This is a genomic window from Pseudovibrio sp. Ad37, from assembly GCF_001623075.1.
Taxonomy (GTDB): domain Bacteria; phylum Pseudomonadota; class Alphaproteobacteria; order Rhizobiales; family Stappiaceae; genus Pseudovibrio.
This window is the reverse complement of record NZ_LMCF01000026.1, coordinates 102,522-126,320: the sequence shown is the minus strand read 5'-3', so window position 1 is coordinate 126,320 and position 23,799 is coordinate 102,522. Positions and strand designations below refer to the sequence as shown.

The window sequence follows — 23,799 nt, the reverse complement described above, 5'->3', positions numbered from 1 at the left end:
GTGGAAGGCGCAGCGTGGTGCTGCGCCCAACTCATTTTAAGGCATCGGAAATGCCGTTCGAATTACCCATTTTTCACCCGTCCATTTCATAACAAACCGGATTTGTGATGGTGTGAAAGATGTCCCTTCCTGGCCACAATACACCCGTGGACCAGCAGCAAATGGATTATTATCAGTGAGGATTGAGCCAGCTTTACAATTGTATCCAATAAATGCAGCCGGTTTAGCTGCAAAATCTGCCTGTACCAGGTCAATCACTACGTTGGCAGCAGAGCCTGTGGTTTCACAATTACCTACACCCCCTGCGAGGAAAATAGCTTCTACGCTTTCATACTGATCTTCATCCAGGAAAAATGTGTCTGTTTGCTTTGCTTGTGCATCTGCATCACTGCTGAAAATGCCTTCGTTGATCACATGCTTTGCGATATGTCCGCCTTGGTCTCGATTTGTGTCCAGCTCAGATGAAGCAATAACGCTGTCAATGGTTCGGCATTGTTGAAGGGCAGCATTTGCCTCAACCGAAATCGATAGGAAAGCAGCAATTGCTGCAAGGATACTCAGAAATCTCATGGGTTTGTCCCTTGTTGTTTTCGTTGGCAACAAGAGACAGGACGGGCTGGATCGGTGTGTGTGAGGCTGTGTTGGGCTTAAGGTAAAGGCAGGCTTAAGCTTATTTACCTTCGCAGGTGGTTTTCTCGAGAAGGTGCGCCCAGGTATTCTTTGGCACTGCGATGGAGAATTTGTTTTGGGCGGAGGCGACCATGATGGCGGTGAGTTTGAGTTCTCCGCCTTCGTCCACCATCACCGGACCGCCGGAGCCGCCGTAGTTGGTGTCGCAACTGGTGAGCCAGAGGTTGCCACGGTCTTTCAGCAGCTTGCAGTTTTTATCGGCGGCCAGCAGGAACGGACGATCCCGAGCATATCCGGCGCTGGTGAGGTCGAGGTTTTGGGTGACTTCCGGCGAATTGCTGATCACCGACATCGGCGGCACGTCCAGCGGTTTTGAGAGTATGATTACGCCTACATCGGTTGCGGCATGCTTCAAAGTCGGGCGGGAGGTGAAGGTGTAGCCATCCAGCAAGTAGGTGCAGGCGGCTGTGGTGTGGGCGATAAACTTATCCCGACGCACCCCGGCCACGAAGTTGATTTTGGAGGGAACGTGCGCTTTGCCGGTACGGGCGTTGTACAGGCAATGAGCTGCGGTGATGACCATTCGATCCGAGATCAGCGTACCGGAGCACATTGAACGGGAACGGAACCCGGCAACATTCACCCGGCCAATGGCGTTCCACGGTTTATCCCAGCTGTCGATGATTTCGCGATTGTCCTCTCCAATGATACCGGGAAAGAATTTTTCGGATTTGCCGGGCTTATCCTGTGCATTTGTTGCGGCTGCGCCCAGCGCGATGAGGAGAGCCGCCCCTAAGGTGCATTTGGAAAGCAAGTTCAGCAGCATAAGCAGGTCCTATCACGCCAGTTACGGCAGTATCACACCTGCTGTTATATGCGGCCTGCGGGCAATCGCCCAGACTAAAAATGCTATTGCTGGTTACTCGGCTTTTTCATCCGCGCGGGCCTGCGCGATCACTGGCAGATCCATGTTGCCATCCTGGAACTTGAAGTTGAACTGGATGCTGCTGATTTTCCATTCCCCACCTTCATGCACCAGCGCGATGTTGTAGGTGCCATAGACCACCCATATATCGCCGCCTTCTGCTCCATCAATAAAGTGGGTGGCGGTGGCATGGACTTTGACAGTGGCTTTTTGCTCTTTGGATTCAACAAGTGCGTTACCGATCTGATGATGGGTCTGATCAAAACCGGGCAGCAGCTCTTTCCATGCGGTCGTGATCGCTTCCGGTGTCAGATCAACGGGTTCCCCTGCCCCGAAGGAGGAATAATCCAGATGAACAAGGCCGGTCATCGCAGCTTCGACAGACGCCCAATTTCGGTCATCGACATCAATAAAGAAACGACTTATGCGATTTTGGATTGGCCCAATAGTATCCATCTACATGCTCCCAGCTGGTCAGGGCATCCGGCAATGCTCTAACTATTTGTTTTCGCGCATATCCATCTGTCGAAATCCGGTGTGCATTTCAGGGATAAGCCCGAGTTCGTCTCCAAAGAGTACCATAGCCGCAGGCAGACTAACGCATTTGCCTGCTCTACATACCTAAGGAATATAACGGTTACGCAGCGGAATGAGCACCTTCTTCCGATCCTATGGTTTTCAGAGGTATAATTCTCCGCCGTATTTCCGCCACAAATAGTGACGGATTACTGATCTTTGGGCCGGTGGATCAGGCGGGTCGCAATGGTTTTGCTGTGTGGCTGCTCACTGCTCATGGTCTGGGTCATGGCCTGCAGCGCAGCTTCTGCCCATTCAGGCTCCTGCTGCTTGATTGACCAGATCTCATTAGGCAGGAAGGACAGCATCTTGTCATCATCAAAGGTGGCAAGGCGTAGCTGAGTCGGGATATGCCCGAGCCTCTCGCGCAAGACTGCTAAAGCTCCCTCCAAAACAGGCAAAGAGGAGGCCATCAGGTTTTGTGGGGCAGTGCCGAGCTTGTCCCAAAGGGTCTGCATCATCTGCTCGCCATCTTGTGTGCGGTTGCGCGCCGACTGGAGTGTCCAGTCATCGCCTGCCTTTTCTGGCATAACATCCAGATATCCGCGTGCACGCTCGATGATTGTGGGTTGATTGCTGCCGCCGATCAGGAAGTAGACCGGTTCATTCCCCGCGGCCTTTGCAATGGCTGCAGTCAGATCTTTTGCACCCTCGAAGTTGCTTGAGGTGATGACGGGGGCGTCGGTGTTGCCGTAGTCGCGATCCAGAAACACCATTGGCTTGGTGATGGTGTTGCCCAGATGTTGCTGGCTGCCAGAGGTGGATGAGACCACAAACAGGCCATCCACATTGCGCTGAACAAGACCGTTTGCCAGCTCCTTCTCCGTCTCCTCATCTGAGTTGGAGCAACTGATGATGAGCTGATAGCCGGTTTCACGGCACCGATGTTCCAGCTCTTCAGAGAGTTTGGCGAAGAATGGATTGGCAAGGCGCGGGATGATCAGGCCAAAGGTGTTGGTGCGTTTGAGCTTGAGGCTGCGGGCGGTCAGGTCGAACTTAACGCCATGCTCTTCCACATATTCACGAATGCGGGCCTGGGTGGCTTTGCTGATGCGGTACTTTTCTGCCTTGCCGCCCAGCACCAGTCGCACTGTGGTGATGGAGACGCCGAGCGCCTTTGCAATTTCATCCGGCTTTTTGGCCATTGCGTCGTTTCTCGCCCTGATTTCTTCAGAGCCCCTCCTCGCTTGCTTGCGGTCGCAGAGTACGCTCTAACCCATTGCTCCGGCGTATATCCTTTTGCGAAGTGCATTCAGCATGCCTCACAAATACGCTTGAATGTCGAGTGGTAGTCAGCCTTCCTCAAATTGCCAAGTAGAATATGGCAGGTGCGGGCTGGTGTCCGTGGATATCCCGCGGCATTTGCGTGAGTTTGAGCACCACGCGATGCTCAAACTCATTTTCAAAGCCTCAAAGCATGTCCTTCGCAGAGCCTGCGATTTTGACATTTATGCCCTGTGTAAGTGCCTGTGCCACGAATGCCTGCAGCACATCGCGCAGCTTGTCTTCCGGCACATAGGCCACCGTGATGTGGTTGGACTGGTGCCCTGCCATCAGGTCGTCACGGCCAACACCATCGAGCGTGCAGTTCATCAATGGCCACTCATAGGTGGTGGCTTTGCGGCGACGCTCGAACTCGTCTTCCGGCAATTCAACCGCATGGCCTGTGCCGATGTGCATGATGACCTGTGTGCCCTCATAATGCGCCCGCGCCCAGAAGAATGCTCCTGCCTTACACTGGCCTGCAATGCTGGAACCGCCTTTCGGGAAGTACATGGCTGGCTGGCGATAACCTGTCGCGCCTGCAACGCCACCTTTGAGGTGCTCAAAGGGAACGGAGCCGGAGATTTCGAAGTCCCAATAGAAGGTGCCTTCATACTCACTGCCCCAGCGCACATCATGTAGCGTGGTTTCTGCTGGCAGGCCCATGGCATCCAGCAGGCGCCACATCATGGTTTGCGGAATGGCAGTGCCCATGTCCACCTCGTTGATGCATGGGATTGGTTTGCCTTCCCAGATGATGGACCCGTCTTCGTCCGGAATCGGGAAGCGCACTGTCGAGCCGATTGCCCCCTCGGCGAAGTCTGAGGCTGCGCAGCTGTCTTTCAGGCCTTGCTGATACTGCACACCAACGGCAGAGAGGCCAAAGCGTGTGGTGAAGCGGGCCATGGCGATCATCATGGCGCATTGTTCCAGCACCTGCTCGCGGGTCAGCTCAGTTGCATCATCGCTGCCGAACTGGAAGGTCATGCCCCGGTCCTCGTAGAACTTCAGACATTCCTCACGCAGTGACTTAGGCACTTTCTCCATTTCTACCAGAAGCGCAGATTGAGAGAGGCTTTCCAGCGGCATGCCGATATCTGTGAGAGCTTTGACCGGGAAGTAGCCGTTCATCATGCCCATGCAGAAGGTATCGAACAGACCAAGGATGGCTTTGTTCTTGAGGATGTACTCGCCTACCTGTTGCCCCGCCTGACCAGCTGGGGTTTGCAAAACCGCATGGTTTACGGAGACATCTTGCAGATAGGAGGTGCCATGGCTGAGTTTGCCGTCCTTCAGCCATGAAGCGAGGCTTGAGTTGAAGAACTCGTCCTCAAACGACTGGGACCACAAACGGGAGTAGTCTACGCCAAGGCTTGTCAAAGACCCTGCCATACAGAGCATGCCGACGAGACCGGGCCATGTGCCATCAAAGTTGGCAAGCAGCAGAATTGGTCCTTTGTGCTTTGCAAGCGATGGCGCGATGTGGTGTGAGTACTGCCATGCAGTGAGCAACACGATGAGCGGGGCTTCCGGATCAATCCGCGCAAACAGCTCCGAGCCTTCTTTTTGCGAAGAAATAAAGCCGTGACCGCGCGCTGCATCAGACTCATGGGCACGCTTCATCTTGAAGCCTTGTGCGGTCAGCGCAGTTTCCAACCGCTGCGCGTAATCCTCAAAGGTTGGCCAACAAGCGACGTTGGCGCTTTCACGAAGGTCGGCATTGGTGACAACAAGGATTTCCTTGTCCGCTACACAGATAGGCGCTGGGGCCTGTGGCAGGTTGAGCACGTGGTGTCCTCCTGAACTTGTTTTGATATTTAAATGGCTTTTTCCATGAGCGCCTTGTGGTGCTGATGGTTGTCGTAAAGATTGAGGTAGACCTGATATTTGGCAGTGTGGAACTCCGCGGTGCTGCGCACCGGCTTGATGAGACCACCAACACGCACCAGCTTTGCGCTGGCTGATGGAATGTCTTTGAAGTCTCCGCAGGCCACCGCACCCAGAATGGCAGCGCCCAGCGTGACGGCATCTTCTTCTTCCGCCAGCTGAATTTCACGGCCCGTGATGTCGGCATATTCTCTGAGCCAGAGCGGATTTTTGGTGGCTCCGCCGCACATGAACAGCTTGGTGATGCTGTGTCCGGCCTTCGTCATTTCCTCGATGATATGCCGCGTGCCATAAGCGATGGATTGCAGTGTTGCCAGATAAAGGCGGGCCAGTGCATCCCGGCCCGTTTCCAGCGTCAGGCCGGAGACAACGCCCTTTGCATGCGGATTGGCACGCGGCGAGCGGTTGCCGTGATGGTCAGAAAGGACATGAAGGCCGCGGGTCGGGTTCGCTTCCCGCGCCTCCAGATCCAGCACCCAGTTGTTGAGGAGTGCGATCTCGTGCATGCCTTGTTTGGCAGCTTCGGCTTTGAGCTCGTCATAGGCGTCAGATTGCCGGATGGTCCATTCCACCAAAGAGCCAGCTGCGCTCTGCCCGCCCTCGCCCAACCAATACCCCGGCAGCATGGCACCCCAGTACGGCCCCCAGACGCCCGGCACCATGACTGGTTTCTCGTTGACGATCATGTGGCAGTTTGAAGTGCCGCTGATGATGGCAAGACCGCCGTCCGGTTCAGCCCCAATAAGCGCCAGACCGCCTGCGTGCGCATCAATGATGCCAGCAGCAACCGGTGTTCCTGCATTGAGGCCGAGATCCTTTGCAGCTTGCTCTGACAGACCGCCTGCGGCTTGCCCCAGATCCAGTACTTTCTCCGGTACTTTTTCCGGCAAATCATGCAGGCCAACGGCTTGCAGCATATCCTCCGCAAAGCGGCCTTCATGTGCCAGATAGTTCCACTTGCAGGTCAACGTACAGGTGCTAGCGGCATCCGCCCCCGTTGCTCTCCAGACCAGATAGTCAGCCAGATCAAAGAAGCGGACTGTGTTGGTGTAACGATCTGGATAATGGGTCTTGAGCCAAAGGATTTTCGGCAGTTCCATCTCAATGGAGACTTCACCGCCCACATACTTGAGTGCCTCATCGCCCGTGGCGTTGATCAGCGCCGTTTCCTCGGCAGCCCGATGATCCATCCACATGATGATGTCCTGATCAGTATCACCATTTTCAGCGACGGAGACAGGTTTGCCCCCCTGCGCTACGGCCACAAGCGAACAGGTGGCGTCCACGCCCAACGAGCGGATCTCGTCTGCGGACACGTTTGCCTTGGCCATCGCCTCTTTCATAGCCGCGCAAATCTGCTGCCAGATGTCTGTGGAGGACTGTTCTACGAAGTTTGTACGTCCATGGAACTGCTTGATGGGCCGGACTGCGAAGGCCAGTCGCTCTCCATTTTCATTGAACAGTCCTACACGTGCACTTGCAGAACCGACATCAATGCCAGCGTAACATGTCTGTTTCATACGCGGCCTCCCCTTTCGACTCGCGATTGTTCTTCTCTCCTGCTAACTACACCTGCTAACTCGTGTTAGCAAGTGCAAAGCAAATGGTATTTATGCAAAAATTCTCATAGTGCAGCGTCTCTTAACGTCAGGATCACCAGGCAGCTTCAGGCTTTTCCTAGACCTGTTCTGCCTCCAACGACCGCGGGTTCTTTTTCGGGAACACGCAGTGGATGCAGACAGCAAAGCAGGCCGAAGGATGGTTCCGCCAGCCACTGATTATCAGGATTTGTGTGGTTCAGGAGAGTTACTTCGGCTCTTTCGAGCGATTTTGCGCATCACACAGCAGACGGGCGAAAAACCCGTAACCGATGCCAAACGCAAGTGCGCGGACCACCAGGTCAATGATGAAGAAGAGCCCCATCTCATCTCCCGCAAAGGACGGGACCGGGCTGAGCGCACCAGCATAATCGCTGCCGGACAGCAGATAGCTGCGCACCATCATGGAAATGGGTATGCTGACGGAGAGAGAGCCGACAAACAGGCCCCAGTACACAGAGCCGGTTGGTGCTTTATGTTCGCGGCGCACAAAGATCAGGCTGACCAAAACCACAGGCAAACCGAGCTCAATGAACAGATTGCCCGCTTCTTTGATGCCATAGTGATAGACCAGCACAGTTACAGCCACCTGCACCATCGTATAGATCACGATGAACGAGCTGAGATAGAACCAGAGAGAGCGGCGCAGTTGTGTCATGAGAATTGCCAGTTAGGGGGTGGTCAGCATGCTCTCTTGACCATGAGCTGTGTTTGTTTGCAATGCTCTATGCATCTCATATTGCTGCAGTGTTTTTGTTGCCCCCAGTTTTGACAGGGCCAGCATGATGGTCTCATCCCCTTCATCCACATTAATGAACGTGAGCGCATCTTTGTTCACACTGTCAAACGCAGCTTTGAGCAACGCAGAGGCATGGCCCTGACGGCGATATTCCGAAGCCACAGCGATTTGCATGATTGCGCCGGTTTTGCGGGTAAACGCGATATAGGCCACCAGCTGCCCATCCTGCTCAATCTTGTAGGTTGCGACGCCCTCTGCAAGTGCGCGGATTGCAAAGGCAGTGTTTTGCCAGCTTGGTGCACACTCCCACAGTTCAGAGGTTTTCGTTTCAATCTCAGCCCAGTCAGTGAGTGCTGGTGTATGCTCAAAGCCCCGTTCAGCAAATGCTGCTTTGTGCAAGCTGAAGCACTGAAAGTTGCGCTGCGTTTGGAAGCCGAGCTTTTCGTAGGCCTTTACGGCTGCCGTGTTGCTGGTGATCACCTCCAGCTGGACGTGATGATAGCCTTGCTGAGCTGCGTGTTCTTCCACTTTGGCAAAGAGCTTGCTCGCAATGCCCTTGCCTCGCGCATCCGGCACTGTACCGGTGGAGACTGCGTAGAGGGTGCCAGGAAAAGCGCCTTGCTTGCCGATGAACCAGAAGCCAACCAGCTGCTCATTGTCGGTGGCCACCCAGGACAATTCCGCGTCAAAGCCTCGAGCCATAATCATCCGCTCAAAGTCACCGAGTGGCATATCCATCTGGATGACATAATCGGAGAACGCCAAAACCATAACCTGATGCAGCTGACTTATCGCAAATTCTGAAGCCCGACGAAATAAAACCACACCTAACCCTCTCACCACACTGAATCACCCGAAGTGACGCCAACACCACCTGAATACCCTGAACAGGGGCTAATGCTCAATGCGTTGGTGTGAGGAGTTGGGTCGCAAGCTGTATCCAGCCTCTTCGTAGCAATTGTTATCGCGTTGCTTCCGACAGGATACGCATCTCGCGTTCGCGCGATTGAGCAATTGGATCTGGAGTGTGTGAGTTAGAATGCGCGACCCCTGGGTGGCACATGCAAACACTATCCTGAGACGCAGTCTGCTGCCATGTTTCCAGCAAGCCGCTAAAATCACTTTTCATCGAAAAATCGTAGATGCCTGCAAAATCCCTGTTATAGCGAATGTCATAACGATCAGCTTGTTTCTTAAACAACCAGCTTAGGTAGTTCAGGAACAATGACTTAAAACGATGAGGCCGCTTCAGAACACCCTTTAACGGCCCCCCGCACTGCCGCACCCAACCTTTAAACCCAGCAGCATGCAGTGCCTTGACGCATGCATTTCGGATTTGGGGGAACAGATGTACATGCTCATGACCATCTACAAAATCGGGAAGACGGCCGAAATCGCGTTGAAAATTCTCAATCTGCGATGCAATCTCTTTCTCGATTTGACAGGTATTCAACTTGCGTAAGTGCGATTTGAGCAAAAGCTGCGGCATTGTTGGGAACGCAGCCCATTCTAAAGCTGAGGATGACGGCTTAAGCCAATCCCCTGTCAACGTGATATGAAGCCCGATCTGGATATCGGGCCTCTGCTCACTCAGCGCCTTTAATGCTGTCACATCCTTTGGCCATGCATCTGTGACCACCATGCACGAGGTGCCTTGAATCTTACCGTTCTCCAACAACCACAGAATGCTTTTGCTGATTTCCGAAGTGTAGGCGTAATCATCAGCCACCAAGCGCATTTGCAACCTCGGTTGTTTGAGCGCTTTGGCTATGTTCTTCTGCGACGATGTAAATCGGACGCTGCTTAATTTCACGCAGCATATGCCCGACATATTCTCCAACGACTCCTAGCAAAATCAGCTGAAGTCCGCCTAGAAAGACTGTTGCGGTGAACAAGGATGAGTATCCTGGTACATTATTGCCAAGCAACAGTGACGACAACACTATCCAAAAACCGTATATCGACGATGGAATAGCGATAGCCACCCCCAGAAACATCGTTGCCCGCAAAGGGACCGTTGAGAACGAGATGACACCTTCGGACGACAAACTAAGCAGTTTCAAAAAGTTCCACTTGGTGGTGCCTGAGATACGCTCTTCTGGTTCATACTCAATCGCGCTCTGCTTGAAGCCAATCCAAGTAGAAAGGCCTTTAAAGAAACGAATGCGTTCCTGACAAGCTTTCAACGCTTCCAAAGCACGAGGAGATAGTAGCTTGTAGTCAGCAGCGTTTGCAGGAATCTCGAACCTGCTCCCTGCATTTATCAAGCGATAAAAGATCCCAACCAGCTTCTGTTTGATCGGATGATCTTGCCGTTTATTATGAACCGCATAGACAACATCATTGCCTTCATCTTTCCAGCGGCGAACAAACTCAGGCAACATTTCAGGTGGATGTTGACCATCACCATCGAGAAAAACAATTGCACCTTTTTGACAACGTTCTATTGCCGCCACCAGCGCAGCTTCCTTGCCGAAGTTGCGGCTAAAGCAAACGGTTTTCACACTGAACCGGCCACTCGAAAGCTGGTTCATAATCGTGGGACTGCCGTCAGAGCTACCATCGTCTACGTAAAGAATTTCGATATTTAACGCGAACTGATCAACGAGCTGCTCAGCAACTTTTCCAAGACGCTGGTGAAAGACCTCCAAAGACTCAGATTCGTTGAATACTGGCACTGCAAGTGTAAGGGTGTTTTCACTCATGGTCACTCGCCCTCACATGTCACAGCATTTGGACCTAATGCAGGTTTCAAAACAGCGATCCAAACTTCAGGGTGTTTTTTGTAAACTCTACCGCCAGGAGCAGGCCAACGTACTTTTTGAGGAGCGATCACACACATGCCAGCAACCTTGGCCTTGGGTTCTTTATAGTCGACGTAGACCGCGCCTTTGGATTGAAGATCTCTTTCATCAACCCAAGGAGAGAAAGTCAGGTTTGCACGTTCAAAAAATGTTGGTCTTACCGCAGCATACCAAGCTACAGATCCACCAGGCCAATGATCACCAACGAGATACTCAAAGGGTTTTGTTTCGTGAGTTACCCAATGCTCTTCAACAAGACGCGTCAATGCTGGACCGTCGTGAAGCATACGTTTTGGATATTTTTTGACGAACGGTGCGATCACCATGATTGCAACAAAAACTATAAGCAGAAGAGCGTAAAGAGTGCCCCACGAGATTAAGAAGCGCCTTTTAAAAGGTTCAACCTCTAACGATGCAGCAGCAACACCAATCAATCCGGCAAAAACTACACCAAGTGGCATAGACCAAACCGTTTTGATTTTTGCCCCCAACACCAATGAAAGAAGCGTTATAATCAGTATCGGTCCTATTGCTGCAAATAAAAAGCTGTCTGCCCAAACACGACTCACACCGCCAATCAAATCAGAAAAACAAATCGACTTTACTTTTTTCCATCCAGCAGCAATTCCGAGCACCAACAGCATTGGCCCAACGGAGTAAGCAAATTCTGCTAAGTACTTGAGGGGCATGGTTATGTGACGATACCATGCAGCATTGCTACTCCCTGTACGCCCCAGAGCATAGTCAATGAGAATAAAATCAGCCTGCACTAACCATATGAGATGCGGCCCAATCGCGGCAAGAAACACCAGAGCAGCAAGGTATGGCCCAGGCCGAACTAATAAGTCCCGTCGACGAGCAAGGACCCAAAGGACTGCACTCATAAGAAATATGGCAGCGGTATACTTTCCCAGCATTCCTCCGGCACTGACCAGACCAAAGACTACCCACCAAACTAGTTTGTCTTTCTCTTCTGCCTTCAAGAAGGCATAAACCATCCATCCCCAAAATGGTAAAAAACCCATATTCACATTGTATTCGACAGCAGACAATGTCGTAAAATGAGATAGAAATGCTGCAAGTACAGTATAACCGCCTGCCTTGGCACTGAAACGCTCCCGCACAATTAGGACTACGGGAAGAACTGCTAGGATTGTGCAAGCTTCAGCGGCTGCAAATATTACCCAATCTGCACGGCCAAATAGTTGAACTACTGCATCAATCATCCATGCAGACATAGGCGGATGTTTAAAATAGCCTAGTTGCCACTCTTTACCCCAATACAGCGATTCAACTGCATCTAAAGGCAAATTGGATGCTACCAATGTCGAAGCAGCAGTATAGATCGCAGCATGGAATAGGAGGATCACCCATACAAACCACATGGAGCTAATGTCAATTTTTGAGAGTATGCCCTTGCTATAAGCATGTTCTTGTTTCGGGTAATGAGCGTCCATGACTACCAATCAAATCTGTATAAACTTTGCAGCGAATTAACGCTTTCTCCCTGCAAACTAGAAAATTTATTGGACACAACTAACAGAGGAATTTCAAAAATTCCAATTTCTTTTTACATAAACTGGAGGATAATTAGGCAACAAATCGAGCCTCGTGTTGTTGTATCGCTTTTGACAATCAAATTACATTTCTTCAAATGACCAGGCGATTAACACCTAACACCTAACACCTTGAAACTTATAACAATTACAGCATACATTTAGAGATCTTTTCTAACGTTGGGCTTCTTCATTTTCTAACAAGCGGCCCAACATCCTGCGAGAATGCAAACCTCAAAACCTTTCACGTTCCGGACGAGCTCTCATTGGGACAACACGCTTCCCGCTTTCCATTACTAGTTTCCGTGATTGTTCTCGCTGTTTCGTGAAAAGGTGTTCTCAAGCAGGGGGGTAGGTATAAAGCTGTCGCGTTTTTGGGGGAGTTGTGCTCTTATCCTTTCTGGTGTTTTTCGGGGTAAGTATTTTCGGGGATGCTTGCCCAGCTTCCGGGTCGTTGCCATGCGTCAGTTTCTGCTTCCTATCGCCTCTTTGCTTTTGGGCTCTGCCTTCCTGTTTTTTGCCGGTGGTGTTACCGGTATGCATTTGCCGCTTAGAGGTACGTTTGAGGGTTTCTCCTCTCTTTCTCTCGGTCTGTTGGGGACGGGCTGGGCGATTGGGTATGTAACTGGCTGCCTGAGCGTGCCGAAGATCGTGCAGCGGGCGGGGCATATTCGGGCCTTTGGTGTGATGGCATCTTTGGCGTGCTTGTCAGTTCTGGCCTCTTCCCTGTTGGTTGATCCCATTGCATGGATTGCCTTTCGCTCCGTGGCAGGGTTTGCCTTTGCCGGGGCGGCCATGATCGTGGAAAGCTGGTTGACGGAACGCTCGGACCCAAGCAACCGCGGGGTTGTTTTTGGCACCTACACCATGGTGAACCTTGCTGCGACCACGGGTGGGCAGGTGGTTCTTTCCATGGGTCCGATTGATGGTTTCGAGTTCTTTGTGATTGCCTCCATGTTTTATGTGGTGGCACTTATCCCGACAGCTGTCACGCGCACCCCTGCTCCGGCTCCCCTTGCACAGGTCAAACTGGATATAAGACGGCTGTGGCGTAACTCTCCTGTTGCCGTGGTTGCTGTTGTTCTGACTGGCGTTTCCAACGGCAGCTTTGGAACGTTGGCGGCGGTATATGGCGGGAAAGTTGGCCTGCCGATTGCCAGCATCACGTTGTTTGTGAGTTCATCCATTTTGGCTGGCGCCTTTGCACAGGTGCCAATCGGCATGATCTCAGACCGCACGGACCGCCGCTACGTCGTGATTGCGATTGCGGTGGTTGCTTTGGCGGCGGACTCCATGTTCCTGTTTGCAGACACCAGCAGCGCCAACATTGCCATTGCCTCAGCGGTAATTTTTGGCGCTGCGATTTACACGTTCTACCCGGTGCTGGTTGCCCACGCGAATGACCATGCGGATGCGGGGGATGCGATGCAGACCAGCGGTGGTTTGTTGCTGATGCTTGGCGTGGGGTCCATGATCGGACCATTTCTGGGCGGCGTGTTGATGAGCGTTTTCGGGTCCATCGGCCTGTTCATGTCCACGTTTGCAGCCCATGCGCTTATTCTTGCCTTTACCTTATGGCGCCTCACACAGCGTTCTGCTGTTGCAGAGAGCGAGAAGAGTGTGTTTGTGCCTTCTGCGCCAACGCGCACGGCCACACCGCAAACGATTATTCTTGCTGATGAAGAAGTTGCCAAGGAGATGGAAGTGGACGAGCTGTCAGAACAACCTTCGTCTTAAGTGGTTATGCGCAGGCATTTGCAGGATGTCTGCGTTATCGAATAAATATGAGGTAAAAACTCCCATTTAAACTTGACTATAATTATCAGGTATACAATAGCTCACTCTACAACCTTTGCTATTGCCCGTCCTTATGAGAAGTCAAGCCGATGAAAACCAATCTTTTCGCAGCCGCCTTCGCTGGTGCCCTTTCAACTCTTGTTGCCTTTGGAGCGTCCGCGCGTGATGTAAAACACGAGCTGGGAACCACCACTGTTCCTGATCAACCTCAGCGTATTGTTGTGCTGGAATATAGCTTTGTTGATGCGCTGGCTGCCGTTGGCGTTGCTCCTGTGGGTGTGGCGGATGATAAGAAACGTGAGCGCATCATCAGCGCCTATACGGATAAGATTGGGCAGGACTGGGTTTCTGTTGGCACCCGTAAGACACCAAGTCTTGAAGTGATTGCATCCTTAGGTCCAGACCTGATCATTGCCGACAAGACCCGGCATACAGCCGCTTATGACACGCTTTCTGAAATTGCACCGACGGTTGTCTTTGACAGTCTGGGTGGTGACTACCCTTCTGCAATTGCGCAGCTGGAAGCAATTGGCGCTGCCGTTGGCAAGGCAGATGAGATGAAAGCCCGTGTTGAAGCGCATAAAGCCAAAATGGCTGAGATTGGTGCGCAGTTTGAAAAGGCTGGCGACTACAAGATCCAGTTTGGTGTGACCAACGCAAAGGGGCTTTGGCTGCATTCCCCAGTTTCCTACAATGGCTCTTTATTGAAAGGCTTTGGCTTTGCCAGCGGCATGAAGCCAACCAAGGGTGCGGTTTATGAATCCAACTACGTGAAGACCTCTCTGGAGCAGCTTTCTGCTGTGAACCCGGACATTCTCATTCTGGGCCGCTACGCAAACCCAGCCTTTGCGGATGGCTGGAAGGGTGAAGCGCTTTACGAGAACATCAGCGCTGTGAAAAACGACCGCGTGTTTTACATGGAAGCGCATGTGTGGTCTCGTCTGCGCGGCATGGTGGCAGCAGAGATGACCGCCAATGACCTGCAAAACATTATGAAGCAAGTTCAGAACTAAGCCGCGCACATGCCACTCACTGCCATGTACTGGAGCCTTATGGGGATGGCGCTGCTCGGTGGAGCGGCGCTGTCCCTTGCCACAGGTGGCCGGCAAGATATCGGGTTTCTCCAAATCCTGAATTCGGTCTTTGCTCAACTTGATGAGCAGAGCCTTTCCATTGTGCGCGATATCCGTGCTCCGCGCACTCTCATTGCCGCATTGATTGGCGCAAACCTAGGCCTTGCCGGGCTTTTGCTGCAAGCCACAACGCGCAATCCACTTTCCTCTCCGTCTATCCTTGGCATCAATCAAGGGGCCGCTCTGGGCATAGCCATCGGGCTGGTGTTCCCATCACTCGTTCTCTTCAACATCGACACCATGGCGGTGCTGGGTGCTGCCTTTGCCGGTGGACTAACTCTGACGCTTGCAGGTGGCCTGAAAGGCACATTGAGCGCACTTCGGTTGATCCTTTCTGGTGTGGCAGTCAGCGCTTTTGCGTTTGCATTGGTGCGGTTCACTTTTACGCTGGATGACGAGCTGGCCCTCTCCGTGATCCAATGGACCACAGGCGACATTGCGGATGTACGCTGGAAGCAGGCAACACCGCTGCTTATCTGGTGTCTGGCAGGTGGCCTCCTGACGTTCGTCATGTCGCATAAGCTCAATTTGATGGCGCTTGGAGAAGCAGCCTCAAAGGGTCTTGGGTCTGATCCGCGGTTTACGTTGCTTTTTGGTATTTTGCTCGCGGCAATCCTGACCGGCGTTTCCGTTTCTGTCGCCGGACCTGTGATGTTTGTTGGCCTCATCATTCCGCATGTGTGCCGCGCTGCCTTTGGCACAGACCATCGTGTGTTGGTGCCTGCGGTTATGCTGTGTGGTGCCACCTTGATGCTTGTTGCTGATGGCGCTTCCAAGCTGATCAACTTCCCGGAGGAAACTGCGGTGGGTGTGGTTTCAGCCCTGATTGGCGCGCCCTACTTTTTGTACCTGACCATCACGGCCAAGGAGATTGACTGATGAGCGTGCTCTCTGAGGCCTCCGGCGCACAGTGGCGTACAGATTTTAAAAGCCACCGGAACACCAAAGCCTTTCGCGTCCAAATGCTACTGTTGTTTGCCTGCGTCTTTGTCAGCATGCTCAGTCTGGGTGTGGGCGCGGTTAACATCCCGCTGGATGTGATTTTGAACAGCCTGTTTGATCTGGATGGCCAAAAGCAGACCTATATTATCTGGAAGTCACGGCTTCCCCGTGTGTTGATTGCCTTGCTGGCCGGGGCAAGCCTTGCTGTTTCCGGTGTTATTGTTCAGGCTATCATTCGCAATCCGCTGGCAAGCCCCAAGATCATGGGCATCAACTCAGGCGCTGCACTGGCTGCTTTGGGCACAGTTATGTTCCTGCCCAATGTGCCCGTTACTTATCTTCCTATCGCAGCGGCCCTTGGCGGCATTGTTGCTGCGGTGGTTGTGTTGTTTGCAACTCATCTGCGCCAAGTCTCCCCAGCCCGTCTGGCTCTGGTTGGCATTGCCGTTGGCATGGTATGTGATGCAGGTGTTGATTATCTGCTGGTGACAGCCGCAACGCTGGAAATCTCCAACCCGCTTGTCTGGCTCACCGGCTCGCTATGGGCTCGCACGTGGGTGCATGTGCAGTCGATCTGGTTGCCACTGATGGGCCTTTTAGGTCTGACTATGGTGCTTTCCTATCAGCTGGACCTGCAGCAACTGGGAGACCAGACCGCGCGCGGGCTTGGCCAAAGCACAAATAAGATGCGTCTTTTGTTGTTGGGCGTTGCAACCCTGCTTGCCAGCATCTCTGTTGGGGTTGTCGGCGTGATTGGCTTTATCGGCTTGATGTCACCGCATATCAGCCGCTCTCTTGTTGGAGGACGACATCGTCTCCTGCTGCCAACAGCTGCTCTAGTGGGCGCACTTCTGGTTGTTCTGGCTGATGCGGTTGGACGGGCTGTTGCGCCGCCGCTTGAAGTCTCCGCAGGCATTTTGAGTGCAATGCTGGGCGCTCCCTACTTCATCTGGATCATGAGCCGCTCACAAAAAGGACAAAGCACATGAGCATCGTTCTTTCAAACGTCATTTCCGGTTACGAAGAGTTCATGCTCAAGGGCATCAATCTCACCATTCAAAAAGGCAGTTATGCCGCTTTGATCGGCCCGAACGGCTGCGGAAAATCCACACTGCTGAAAACCATTGGTCAGATCACGAAATTAAAAAGCGGCAGCATCACCGTTGATGGTCAAGAGATCCACCGTTTGCCTGCCAAAACCGTTGCAAGGCAGATTGCGTTTTTGCCGCAAAGTCCGGTGGTTCCGACTGGCATCAGCGTTGAGCAACTTGTTGGCTATGGACGTGCGCCGCATCAATCTCTCCTTGGCATTCGTAGCAGACGGGATGTTGAGATTGTTGAGGAGGCCTTGCACACCTCGGGCCTTTACACGTTCAAAGACCGGGCACTAAAAGACCTTTCCGGCGGCCAGCGCCAGCGGGCCTTCATCGCCATGTGTCTGGCTCAGGATACGCCCTACATCATGTTGGACGAACCAACCAGCTATCTGGATATCCGCTATCAGTACGAGACACTGGATCTCCTCCAACAGCTCAACAGTCAGGGCCGCACGGTGGTGGTCGTCCTCCACGACATAGCCCAGGCCTCCCGCTATGCAGATCACCTCGTCGTCATGCGTGATGGCGCTATCTTTGCCGAGGGCACCCCACACGAGGTGGTCAGCCCATCTTTGGTAAGTTCGGTCTACGAAATTGACACTAGCGTTTACGCTGATCCGGTGTCTCAAACACCAGTGGTGACACCAGTTTGAGATGAAGGCCAGCGAGCGTTCTGGTGAAAGCTGCGCATTAAGTGTTAGGGACAAAACCTGCTTGTCCAGACCTAATGTTATTCGGATTTTGATGCCTGTAACAACTATTTTTCAGAAAATCCTCAATGTCAACATCTATCTCATGGACAATCGCTGAGACATCGAAACACTCCTATTGGAGGCAATCCCTCTTTGATTTGGCGGAGAGTGTTAAGAGTTAAAGACTTAGAGCTCGTCGAAACCTCGGGCGCAGACAACATAGCCCTGAAAGATCACCTTCACGATCGCTATCCTAAGCGTTAGGCGAGCACATCCCCCCACTACGCGAATTATATAGAGAAGAAATAAAAAGTACTTCGCACTTAAATTCATCCACTTATGTAAAATTCGCGTCACGCAATATAAACTAGGAGCAGTGTTCAGCAAGCAGTTGGAGAAAAAGTGACAAACCTTTGGAAAGCAGAGAAAATGCTCGTTTTATTATCTAATAATTTCAAGGAGATAAGTGGTGCCCGGAGGCGGATTCGAACCACCGACACGCGGATTTTCAATCCGCTGCTCTACCAACTGAGCTATCCGGGCATTTCGCGTTGGGCAGTGTGCCCCGCTGAGGTGAGGGTCTTATAGGGTGCCAGATTTCTTCTGTCCAGCACCCCAATGAGTTTTCCCAAAGGCTTTTAGGGGGTTAAATCTTTTTTTTCGCAGAGTGTATTGCACGAAAGAAGTCAGGCCATAAAAAAGGGCGCTGTTCAAGCGCCCTTAATTCTCTCTCACTCTCAAAAACCTTAGACAGTGACCCAACTGGCCTGTTCGTGAGATTTGGCCATGGTCTGGACGAGGCCTTCGATGAAGATACCGCGTTCGAAGTCGATCAGGTGACTGTATTCGCCCTGAAGGCTTTTCAGAATCTCGTTTACTTCGATAATCTTCAGATCGTTAAAGCCGAGACCGTGGCCCGGGGCTGGGATGAAGCGGTCATACGGCGCATGGGCCGGCCCTGCCAGAACCGTGGTATAGCCCTGCCCTGCCACGTCGCCTTCAGCTTTGTAGACGTGCATTTCGTTCATGCGTTCCTGATCATAAACGATAGACCCTTTTGAGCCGAAGATCTGCGCTGCAACACGGCCTTTACGGCCCCATGCAGAGCGGTTGAGCTGGAGGGTGCCGTTGCCGCCGTTTTCCAGTTCAAACAGCACGGTGGCTGCATCATAGGTCTCAACAGCTTTGTCGTTGCCTGCTGCGTCCTTACGGGTCGCATATGGCTTGGTCATGTGGCACATGACTTTTGAGATGCGCAGGTCCAGAGCCATGAGGAGAGACATGGTGTGCACGCCAAAGTCATCCAGTGCGCCAAAGCCGGAAGCTGCGCCGCTTTTGATGCCCCATTCATCATCCGGGTTGGCCATGAAGTCTTCGTCCATCTCAAGACGGATCTGAAGTACATCACCGATTTCGCCTGAGTTCAGCAGGTCGCGGATGCGGCGCATCATGGGGTTCTGGATGTAGTTATAACCAAGGAAGGTCTTCTTGCCGGATTTGCGGGAGGCTTCCAGCATTTTCTGCGCATCCGCATAGGACGGAGCCATTGGCTTTTCGCAGTAGACGTGCTTGCCCGCTTCCAGAGCTGCGATTGCCATTTCCGGGTGGAACTCATTCGGCGTGGTAATCGAGATAATGTGAATATCCGGATCGGCGAGCATATCGCGCCAGTTGCCCGTAGACTTGGCAAAGCCAAAGTCTTTTGCGCGTGCTGCTGCCAGTTCTTCATTCACCTCAGCAAGCGTCACCAACTCTGGCTTCAGCTCACCACCAAACACACCGGATACAGCATTCCATGCCAGAGCATGACATTTGCCCATGTATCCGGTTCCAATCAGACCTACGCCGATTTTTTCCATCTCAGTAATCCTGGAAGTGCCCCTAGAATAGAGTTCATTGGAATAGAACGCGTTATGAACGGGGCATTGATAAAATGAAGGAGCGGCACGATCGGGTAATGCCGCTCCTCAGTGTCTCACTGAACATCCTGTAAGTTGCGTATGCCTGACCCGAAAACCAACAGAGGGTTTTCGGGAATACACATCACACAGTGCCGCCCAATGATGCCTCCAGACTGGCAAGCTCTTGCCCGCCAGCCATGAGATCTTGAAGTTCTTCAGCGGTGATTTCGCCTTTCTTCGCAGTACCAAGGGTTTGCCCTCTGTTCAGCACTGTGAAGCGGTCTCCCACTGCCATGGCGTGGCGTACGTTGTGCGAAATGAACACGACGCCAACACCTTTTTTGCGGACCTTATCCATGGTCGAGAGCACGTTTGACGTCTGGCGTACACCCAGAGCAGAGGTCGGCTCGTCGAGGATGAGGACCTTCGCGCCGAAATACACGGCGCGCGAGATTGCGACTGTCTGACGTTCGCCGCCAGACAGTGTGCCCACAGCCTGATCCGGTTCGCGCAGATTGATGCCCATCTTGGACATTTCTTCCATAGTGACTTCGTTTGCGTACTTATGGTCGAAATAGGAGATCGGGCCGAACTTCTTGACTGGTTCACGGCCAAGCCAGAAGTTGCGGGTGATGGACATGAGCGGGATCATCGCAAGGTCTTGGTGCACCGTTGCAATACCTGCATTCATGGCATCACGCGGGCTTTCAAAGACCTGCTTTTGACCATCAACGACGATCTCGCCTTTGCTTGGCTTGTGCACGCCGGACATGGTTTTGATGAAGGTGGATTTACCTGCACCATTGTCACCAAGCAGACAATGCACTTCGCCGGGCATGACGGAGAAGGAAACACCAGCCAAAGCAATGACGGAGCCAAAGTGCTTCTCGATGTTCTTCATCTCAACAATAGGTGTCGTCATGATCAGCGCTCCCCTGTGACACGCTTGCGGATCATGTTGTTAAACAACACCGCGATCAGCAGCATGGAACCGAGGAAGACCAGATACCAGTCCTGATCGATATTGGTGTAGCTGAGGCCGATCAGCACCATTCCGAAGATGATGGAGCCGAAGAAGGCACCGATTGCAGAGCCATAACCGCCTGTCAGCAAACAGCCACCGATCACCGCTGCAATGATTGCCTCAAACTCCTTTTGGAAGCCACGGCGGGCGTCCGTTGAGCCAGCATCCATAACTGTCAGGATTGCAACGAGAGCTGCACAGCATGCGGTGAACATGAACAGGTACATTTTGACCTTGCGCACCGGCACACCGGAGTTGCTTGCCGCGTTGCTGTCGCCACCTGCTGCAAAGATCCAGCTGCCAAATGGGGAGCGAAGCAGAACCCAGGTCGCCAGAAGAGCCAGCAGGCCAAACCAAAGAATATCGACCGGAATGCCGTCTACCTTTGGCTTTCCGGATTTGAAGGTGTCGACCCAACCTGCTTCAGCCAGCCAGTAGAAGAACGGTGTGAACGCTTCTCCGCTAAAGAAATCAGCAAGCCAGCTGCCTTCAAACTCTGCACGGATGCCGCGCAGCTGAGTGGAGCCGCCGGTTGCCGCTTTGAGGCCAACCAGAGACAGGCCGCGCAGGATAAACAGGAACGCAAGCGTCACAATGAAAGACGGTAAGCCCGTACGGATGACGATCTGTCCGTTTATGGCCCCCATCGCAGCCGCCGCCATGAAGGTGACGATGATCGCTGCATAAAGTGGCAGGTCGAAGGTGACCATTGCCGCGCCGAAAATCAGGCCTGTGAACGCAACCATAGAGCCAACGGAGAGATCAAACTCACCGCCGATCATCAGAAGTGCCGCCCCAATTGCCAGAATGCCAAGTTGGGCAGCAGGCGTCATGAAGTTCAGGATCCCTGCGAGGGTGAACATCTTAGGGTCAGCAGTAAAAAGAAAAAAGATTGTTACGAGAGCAAGGCCAGCAATGGCGCCGAGTTCAGGACGCTTCATGAGCCGGGATATGAGCGAGACGTTTTTTACTCTTTCGTCCGCGCTCTCAACAGCAAGATCGGACATTTTATTTCCCTCAGTTTTGCATGAAATGAGAGGGATGCGTGCACCCCTCCCACAGCAAAGCTCCTTAACGGATGCCTTGAGCGGACAGCTCTACAACCTGGCCGGCTTTATCAGCGGTGATCAGATTTGGACCGGATGGAACGTTGCCACCAGGGATAAGTCCGTACTCTGCATTGAGAGCGAGGAAGATAACAGGCAGGTAGCCTTGAAGGAACTGCTGCTGGTCGATTGCAAATGCTGCTTTACCATCAGCGACTGACTGCAGGAAGCCTGCGGACATGTCGAAGGTTGCAACATTTACTTCACCAGTGCGTCCAACTGCTTCAACAGCTGCCACTGCAGGCTCACCTACGAGAGACGCACCAAGACCCATGATGGTGTCGATGTCTTCGTTGGATTGCAGAGTTGCCTTGATCTTCGCTTCAACTTCAGCTGGATCGTTATTTGTTGGAACAACAGTTACGTTGCCGCCAAAGCCAGCTGCAAAACCGTCACAGCGCAGGTCGAGGGACACGTTGCCCACTTCCTGGTTGACGCAGATGCCGACTTTGCCGCCCATGTCAGCAAGCTTTTTGCCTGCTGCTTTACCGGCGTCATACTCGTCCTGGCCTACGTGCAACAAAGCACCAAAGCTTGCGGACACATCACTACCGGAGTTCATGGAGATGACAGGGATGCCAGCTTCCACTGCTTTGGTAATGGATGGGCCGAGCGCGTCACCATCTGGAATGGACACAACAATTCCGTCCGGCTCCTGAACGATTGCTGCATCAATCAGCTGGCTCATGGCCACCATGTCAAAAGTTTCTGGAGCACGGTAGGAAACGTTAGCGCCGCTGTCTTTCGCTGCTTTGTCTACACCATTCTTAACAACAGACCAGAATGGGTCGTTTGCCTGGCCATGGCTCACAACAATGATGTCAGCAGCCATTACAGCAGGTGCAGTCATGATCGCAGCAGCAGCTACGAACGCGCGTAAAATCTTTTTCATATAAACCTCCCAAGATTGGCGGATGCCAATTTTAAGTCAGGGTTTCCCCTAGAAGTCCGGTGTTTATCTCGTCCACAAACACTGGAGTTCGAATGCGTTTCCGCACGAATTGTAGTGCTCAGCCGTCCCACGGGCAAAAGCACCCATCACCCCAATTATATCAAAGCAAGCCTGATTGCGGCAAATCCGTGCTGAAACAGCACTTTAAAAGGGTGATGAACAGAGCACGTGTTACCGGCCCTACAATCGTAGAATTCATCCAAATTTGAGCAATTCGGAAAATTCATTCCAAATTTATAGAACGTACATTGCGGTTTTTCAAGTTTTGGAATAGATTTTTTTCATGACACAGAATTTAGACGCAATTAGCCCAGACATTCCCTCGGATTACGAGAGCCTGAAAGCTCGAATAAGTACTCTTTCAGACAGCATGCCCAAGCGCCTTTTGCAGTGCGCAAGATATGCTTTGGCGAATCCGGACAGAATCGCTCTTGGCACCACAGCTGAGATTGCCAGCGCTGCAGGCGTGCAGCCTTCTACTCTTGTTCGCTTTGCCCAAACGTTGGGATTTGACGGTTTCTCGCAGATGCAGCAGATTTTTCAGGGGCAGCTGGTTGGCCGCAACTCTGAATATACGGAGCGCCTGACGAAGATCCGCGAGAGTGGAACAAACACTCCTGGCGGCATTCTTGGCAACTTTGTAGAACGCTCCAAACAGTCGCTTGATGATCTTCTGCGCCAGGTCGACACAGTCGCTCTTGAGCGCTCCATTGAAGCGCTGTCAGCTGCAGAAAACATACACTTATTAGGCCTGCGGCGTGCATATCCGGTCGTCAGCTACCTACACTATACATTGGGCAAGATGGGCGTGAGAACGAACCTTCTGGAATACACAGGTGGCATTCTGGAGGAGCGTGTTCAGTTCATCAATGAGAACGATGCTTTGTTTGTGGCGACCTTCAGCCCCTACTCTCCTGAGGTGGTTGAGTTTGCAAGCAAGGCCTTTGGTCGAGGCGTCTCTGTTATATCCCTGACCGACAGCGTTCTGTCTCCAATTGCCCGCGTTTCTTCAACCGTTCTGGAGGTTAATGAGGCTGAGCACGGCGCGTTCAGATCACTCTCTACAACCATGTGTCTTGCGACTTCTATCGCTGTTGCCGTTGGCGATGCGCGAAAGTGGACGTCCCTCTCCTAGAGTACCTCTAAGGAATCAATGGGAAGCCGGCAAAGGACTGAA

General features: G+C 52.5%; 21 protein-coding genes and 1 tRNA gene. 6 read left to right on the top strand and 16 right to left on the bottom strand.

The genetic code is table 11. The features are described 5' to 3' along the window. Nucleotides 1-36: 36 nt before the first annotated feature. From PsAD37_RS08150 to PsAD37_RS08100, 11 genes are all read right to left on the bottom strand, one after another. On the bottom strand, nt 37-600 hold the full coding sequence (locus tag PsAD37_RS08150) for a hypothetical protein (protein ID WP_153039692.1): 564 nt from the start codon (nt 598-600) through the stop codon (nt 37-39). A gap of 70 nt (nt 601-670) precedes the next feature. Then, nucleotides 671-1,456 (bottom strand): serine protease, encoded by a 786-nt coding sequence (locus PsAD37_RS08145; protein WP_063295705.1) that lies wholly within the window; start codon nt 1,454-1,456, stop codon nt 671-673. A 93-nt stretch (nt 1,457-1,549) separates the two neighbouring features. Continuing rightward, complete coding sequence (locus tag PsAD37_RS08140; protein WP_084407693.1) at nt 1,550-2,011, bottom strand: nuclear transport factor 2 family protein; 462 nt, start codon at nt 2,009-2,011, stop codon at nt 1,550-1,552. Nucleotides 2,012-2,280: 269 nt separating this feature from the next. Beyond that, nucleotides 2,281-3,276, bottom strand: a complete 996-nt coding sequence (locus PsAD37_RS08135; RefSeq protein WP_063295704.1) for a LacI family DNA-binding transcriptional regulator — start codon at nt 3,274-3,276, stop codon at nt 2,281-2,283. A gap of 265 nt (nt 3,277-3,541) precedes the next feature. Further along, complete coding sequence (locus tag PsAD37_RS08130) at nt 3,542-5,182, bottom strand: signal transduction protein (RefSeq protein ID WP_063295703.1); 1,641 nt, start codon at nt 5,180-5,182, stop codon at nt 3,542-3,544. A 29-nt stretch (nt 5,183-5,211) separates the two neighbouring features. Further along, nucleotides 5,212-6,801, bottom strand: coding sequence for an FGGY-family carbohydrate kinase (locus tag PsAD37_RS08125; protein WP_063295702.1), 1,590 nt, complete (start codon nt 6,799-6,801; stop codon nt 5,212-5,214). Between the two features lie 286 nt (nt 6,802-7,087). Continuing rightward, entirely contained in the window at nt 7,088-7,537 is a 450-nt protein-coding gene (locus tag PsAD37_RS08120) for an ABZJ_00895 family protein (RefSeq protein WP_057462804.1), read from the bottom strand. A 12-nt stretch (nt 7,538-7,549) separates the two neighbouring features. Continuing rightward, a complete protein-coding gene (locus PsAD37_RS08115) occupies nt 7,550-8,443 on the bottom strand; it encodes a GNAT family N-acetyltransferase (RefSeq protein ID WP_208991764.1) in 894 nt (297 codons plus the stop codon). A 136-nt stretch (nt 8,444-8,579) separates the two neighbouring features. Next, nucleotides 8,580-9,347: a ChbG/HpnK family deacetylase gene (locus PsAD37_RS08110; protein ID WP_193778233.1), complete on the bottom strand. Its 768-nt coding sequence runs from the start codon at nt 9,345-9,347 to the stop codon at nt 8,580-8,582. After that, nucleotides 9,340-10,323: a glycosyltransferase family 2 protein gene (locus PsAD37_RS08105; RefSeq protein WP_063295700.1), complete on the bottom strand. Its 984-nt coding sequence runs from the start codon at nt 10,321-10,323 to the stop codon at nt 9,340-9,342. The genes PsAD37_RS08110 and PsAD37_RS08105 overlap by 8 nt, the downstream gene beginning before the upstream one ends. Nucleotides 10,324-10,325: 2 nt before the next feature. Further along, nucleotides 10,326-11,879, bottom strand: a complete 1,554-nt coding sequence (locus tag PsAD37_RS08100) for a glycosyltransferase family 39 protein (protein WP_063295699.1) — start codon at nt 11,877-11,879, stop codon at nt 10,326-10,328. A gap of 558 nt (nt 11,880-12,437) precedes the next feature. Between PsAD37_RS08100 and PsAD37_RS08095 the strand changes: the two genes are divergently transcribed. The 5 genes from PsAD37_RS08095 (at nt 12,438) to PsAD37_RS08075 (ending at nt 17,600) form a co-directional block, all read left to right on the top strand. Continuing rightward, entirely contained in the window at nt 12,438-13,715 is a 1,278-nt protein-coding gene (locus PsAD37_RS08095) for an MFS transporter (protein WP_063295698.1), read from the top strand. A gap of 149 nt (nt 13,716-13,864) precedes the next feature. Beyond that, entirely contained in the window at nt 13,865-14,788 is a 924-nt protein-coding gene (locus PsAD37_RS08090; protein ID WP_063295697.1) for a Fe(3+) dicitrate ABC transporter substrate-binding protein, read from the top strand. A 9-nt stretch (nt 14,789-14,797) separates the two neighbouring features. Further along, nucleotides 14,798-15,787, top strand: a complete 990-nt coding sequence (locus PsAD37_RS08085; protein WP_084407691.1) for an iron ABC transporter permease — start codon at nt 14,798-14,800, stop codon at nt 15,785-15,787. After that, nucleotides 15,787-16,839 carry an iron ABC transporter permease gene (locus tag PsAD37_RS08080; protein ID WP_063295696.1) on the top strand — a complete coding sequence of 351 codons (1,053 nt, stop codon included), beginning with the start codon at nt 15,787-15,789 and terminating at the stop codon, nt 16,837-16,839. Before PsAD37_RS08085 ends, PsAD37_RS08080 begins: the two co-directional genes overlap by 1 nt. Continuing rightward, a complete protein-coding gene (locus PsAD37_RS08075) occupies nt 16,836-17,600 on the top strand; it encodes an ABC transporter ATP-binding protein (protein ID WP_063295695.1) in 765 nt (254 codons plus the stop codon). Before PsAD37_RS08080 ends, PsAD37_RS08075 begins: the two co-directional genes overlap by 4 nt. Nucleotides 17,601-18,106: 506 nt before the next feature. On the opposite strand, the gene PsAD37_RS08070 is transcribed toward PsAD37_RS08075, so the two are convergent. The 5 genes from PsAD37_RS08070 to PsAD37_RS08050 form a co-directional block, all read right to left on the bottom strand. Further along, nucleotides 18,107-18,182, bottom strand: a tRNA-Phe gene (locus PsAD37_RS08070). Nucleotides 18,183-18,385: 203 nt separating this feature from the next. Further along, on the bottom strand, nt 18,386-19,498 hold the full coding sequence (locus tag PsAD37_RS08065) for a Gfo/Idh/MocA family protein (RefSeq protein WP_063295694.1): 1,113 nt from the start codon (nt 19,496-19,498) through the stop codon (nt 18,386-18,388). Nucleotides 19,499-19,682: 184 nt separating this feature from the next. Next, nucleotides 19,683-20,462: an ATP-binding cassette domain-containing protein gene (locus PsAD37_RS08060; protein ID WP_057465013.1), complete on the bottom strand. Its 780-nt coding sequence runs from the start codon at nt 20,460-20,462 to the stop codon at nt 19,683-19,685. Nucleotides 20,463-20,464: 2 nt separating this feature from the next. Further along, nucleotides 20,465-21,571: an ABC transporter permease gene (locus PsAD37_RS08055; RefSeq protein WP_063295693.1), complete on the bottom strand. Its 1,107-nt coding sequence runs from the start codon at nt 21,569-21,571 to the stop codon at nt 20,465-20,467. A gap of 64 nt (nt 21,572-21,635) precedes the next feature. Continuing rightward, a complete protein-coding gene (locus PsAD37_RS08050; RefSeq protein ID WP_063295692.1) occupies nt 21,636-22,562 on the bottom strand; it encodes a sugar ABC transporter substrate-binding protein in 927 nt (308 codons plus the stop codon). Between the two features lie 343 nt (nt 22,563-22,905). On the opposite strand from PsAD37_RS08050, the gene PsAD37_RS08045 reads away from it, so the two are divergent. After that, nucleotides 22,906-23,757, top strand: coding sequence for a MurR/RpiR family transcriptional regulator (locus PsAD37_RS08045; protein ID WP_063295691.1), 852 nt, complete (start codon nt 22,906-22,908; stop codon nt 23,755-23,757). Nucleotides 23,758-23,799 lie beyond the last annotated feature (42 nt).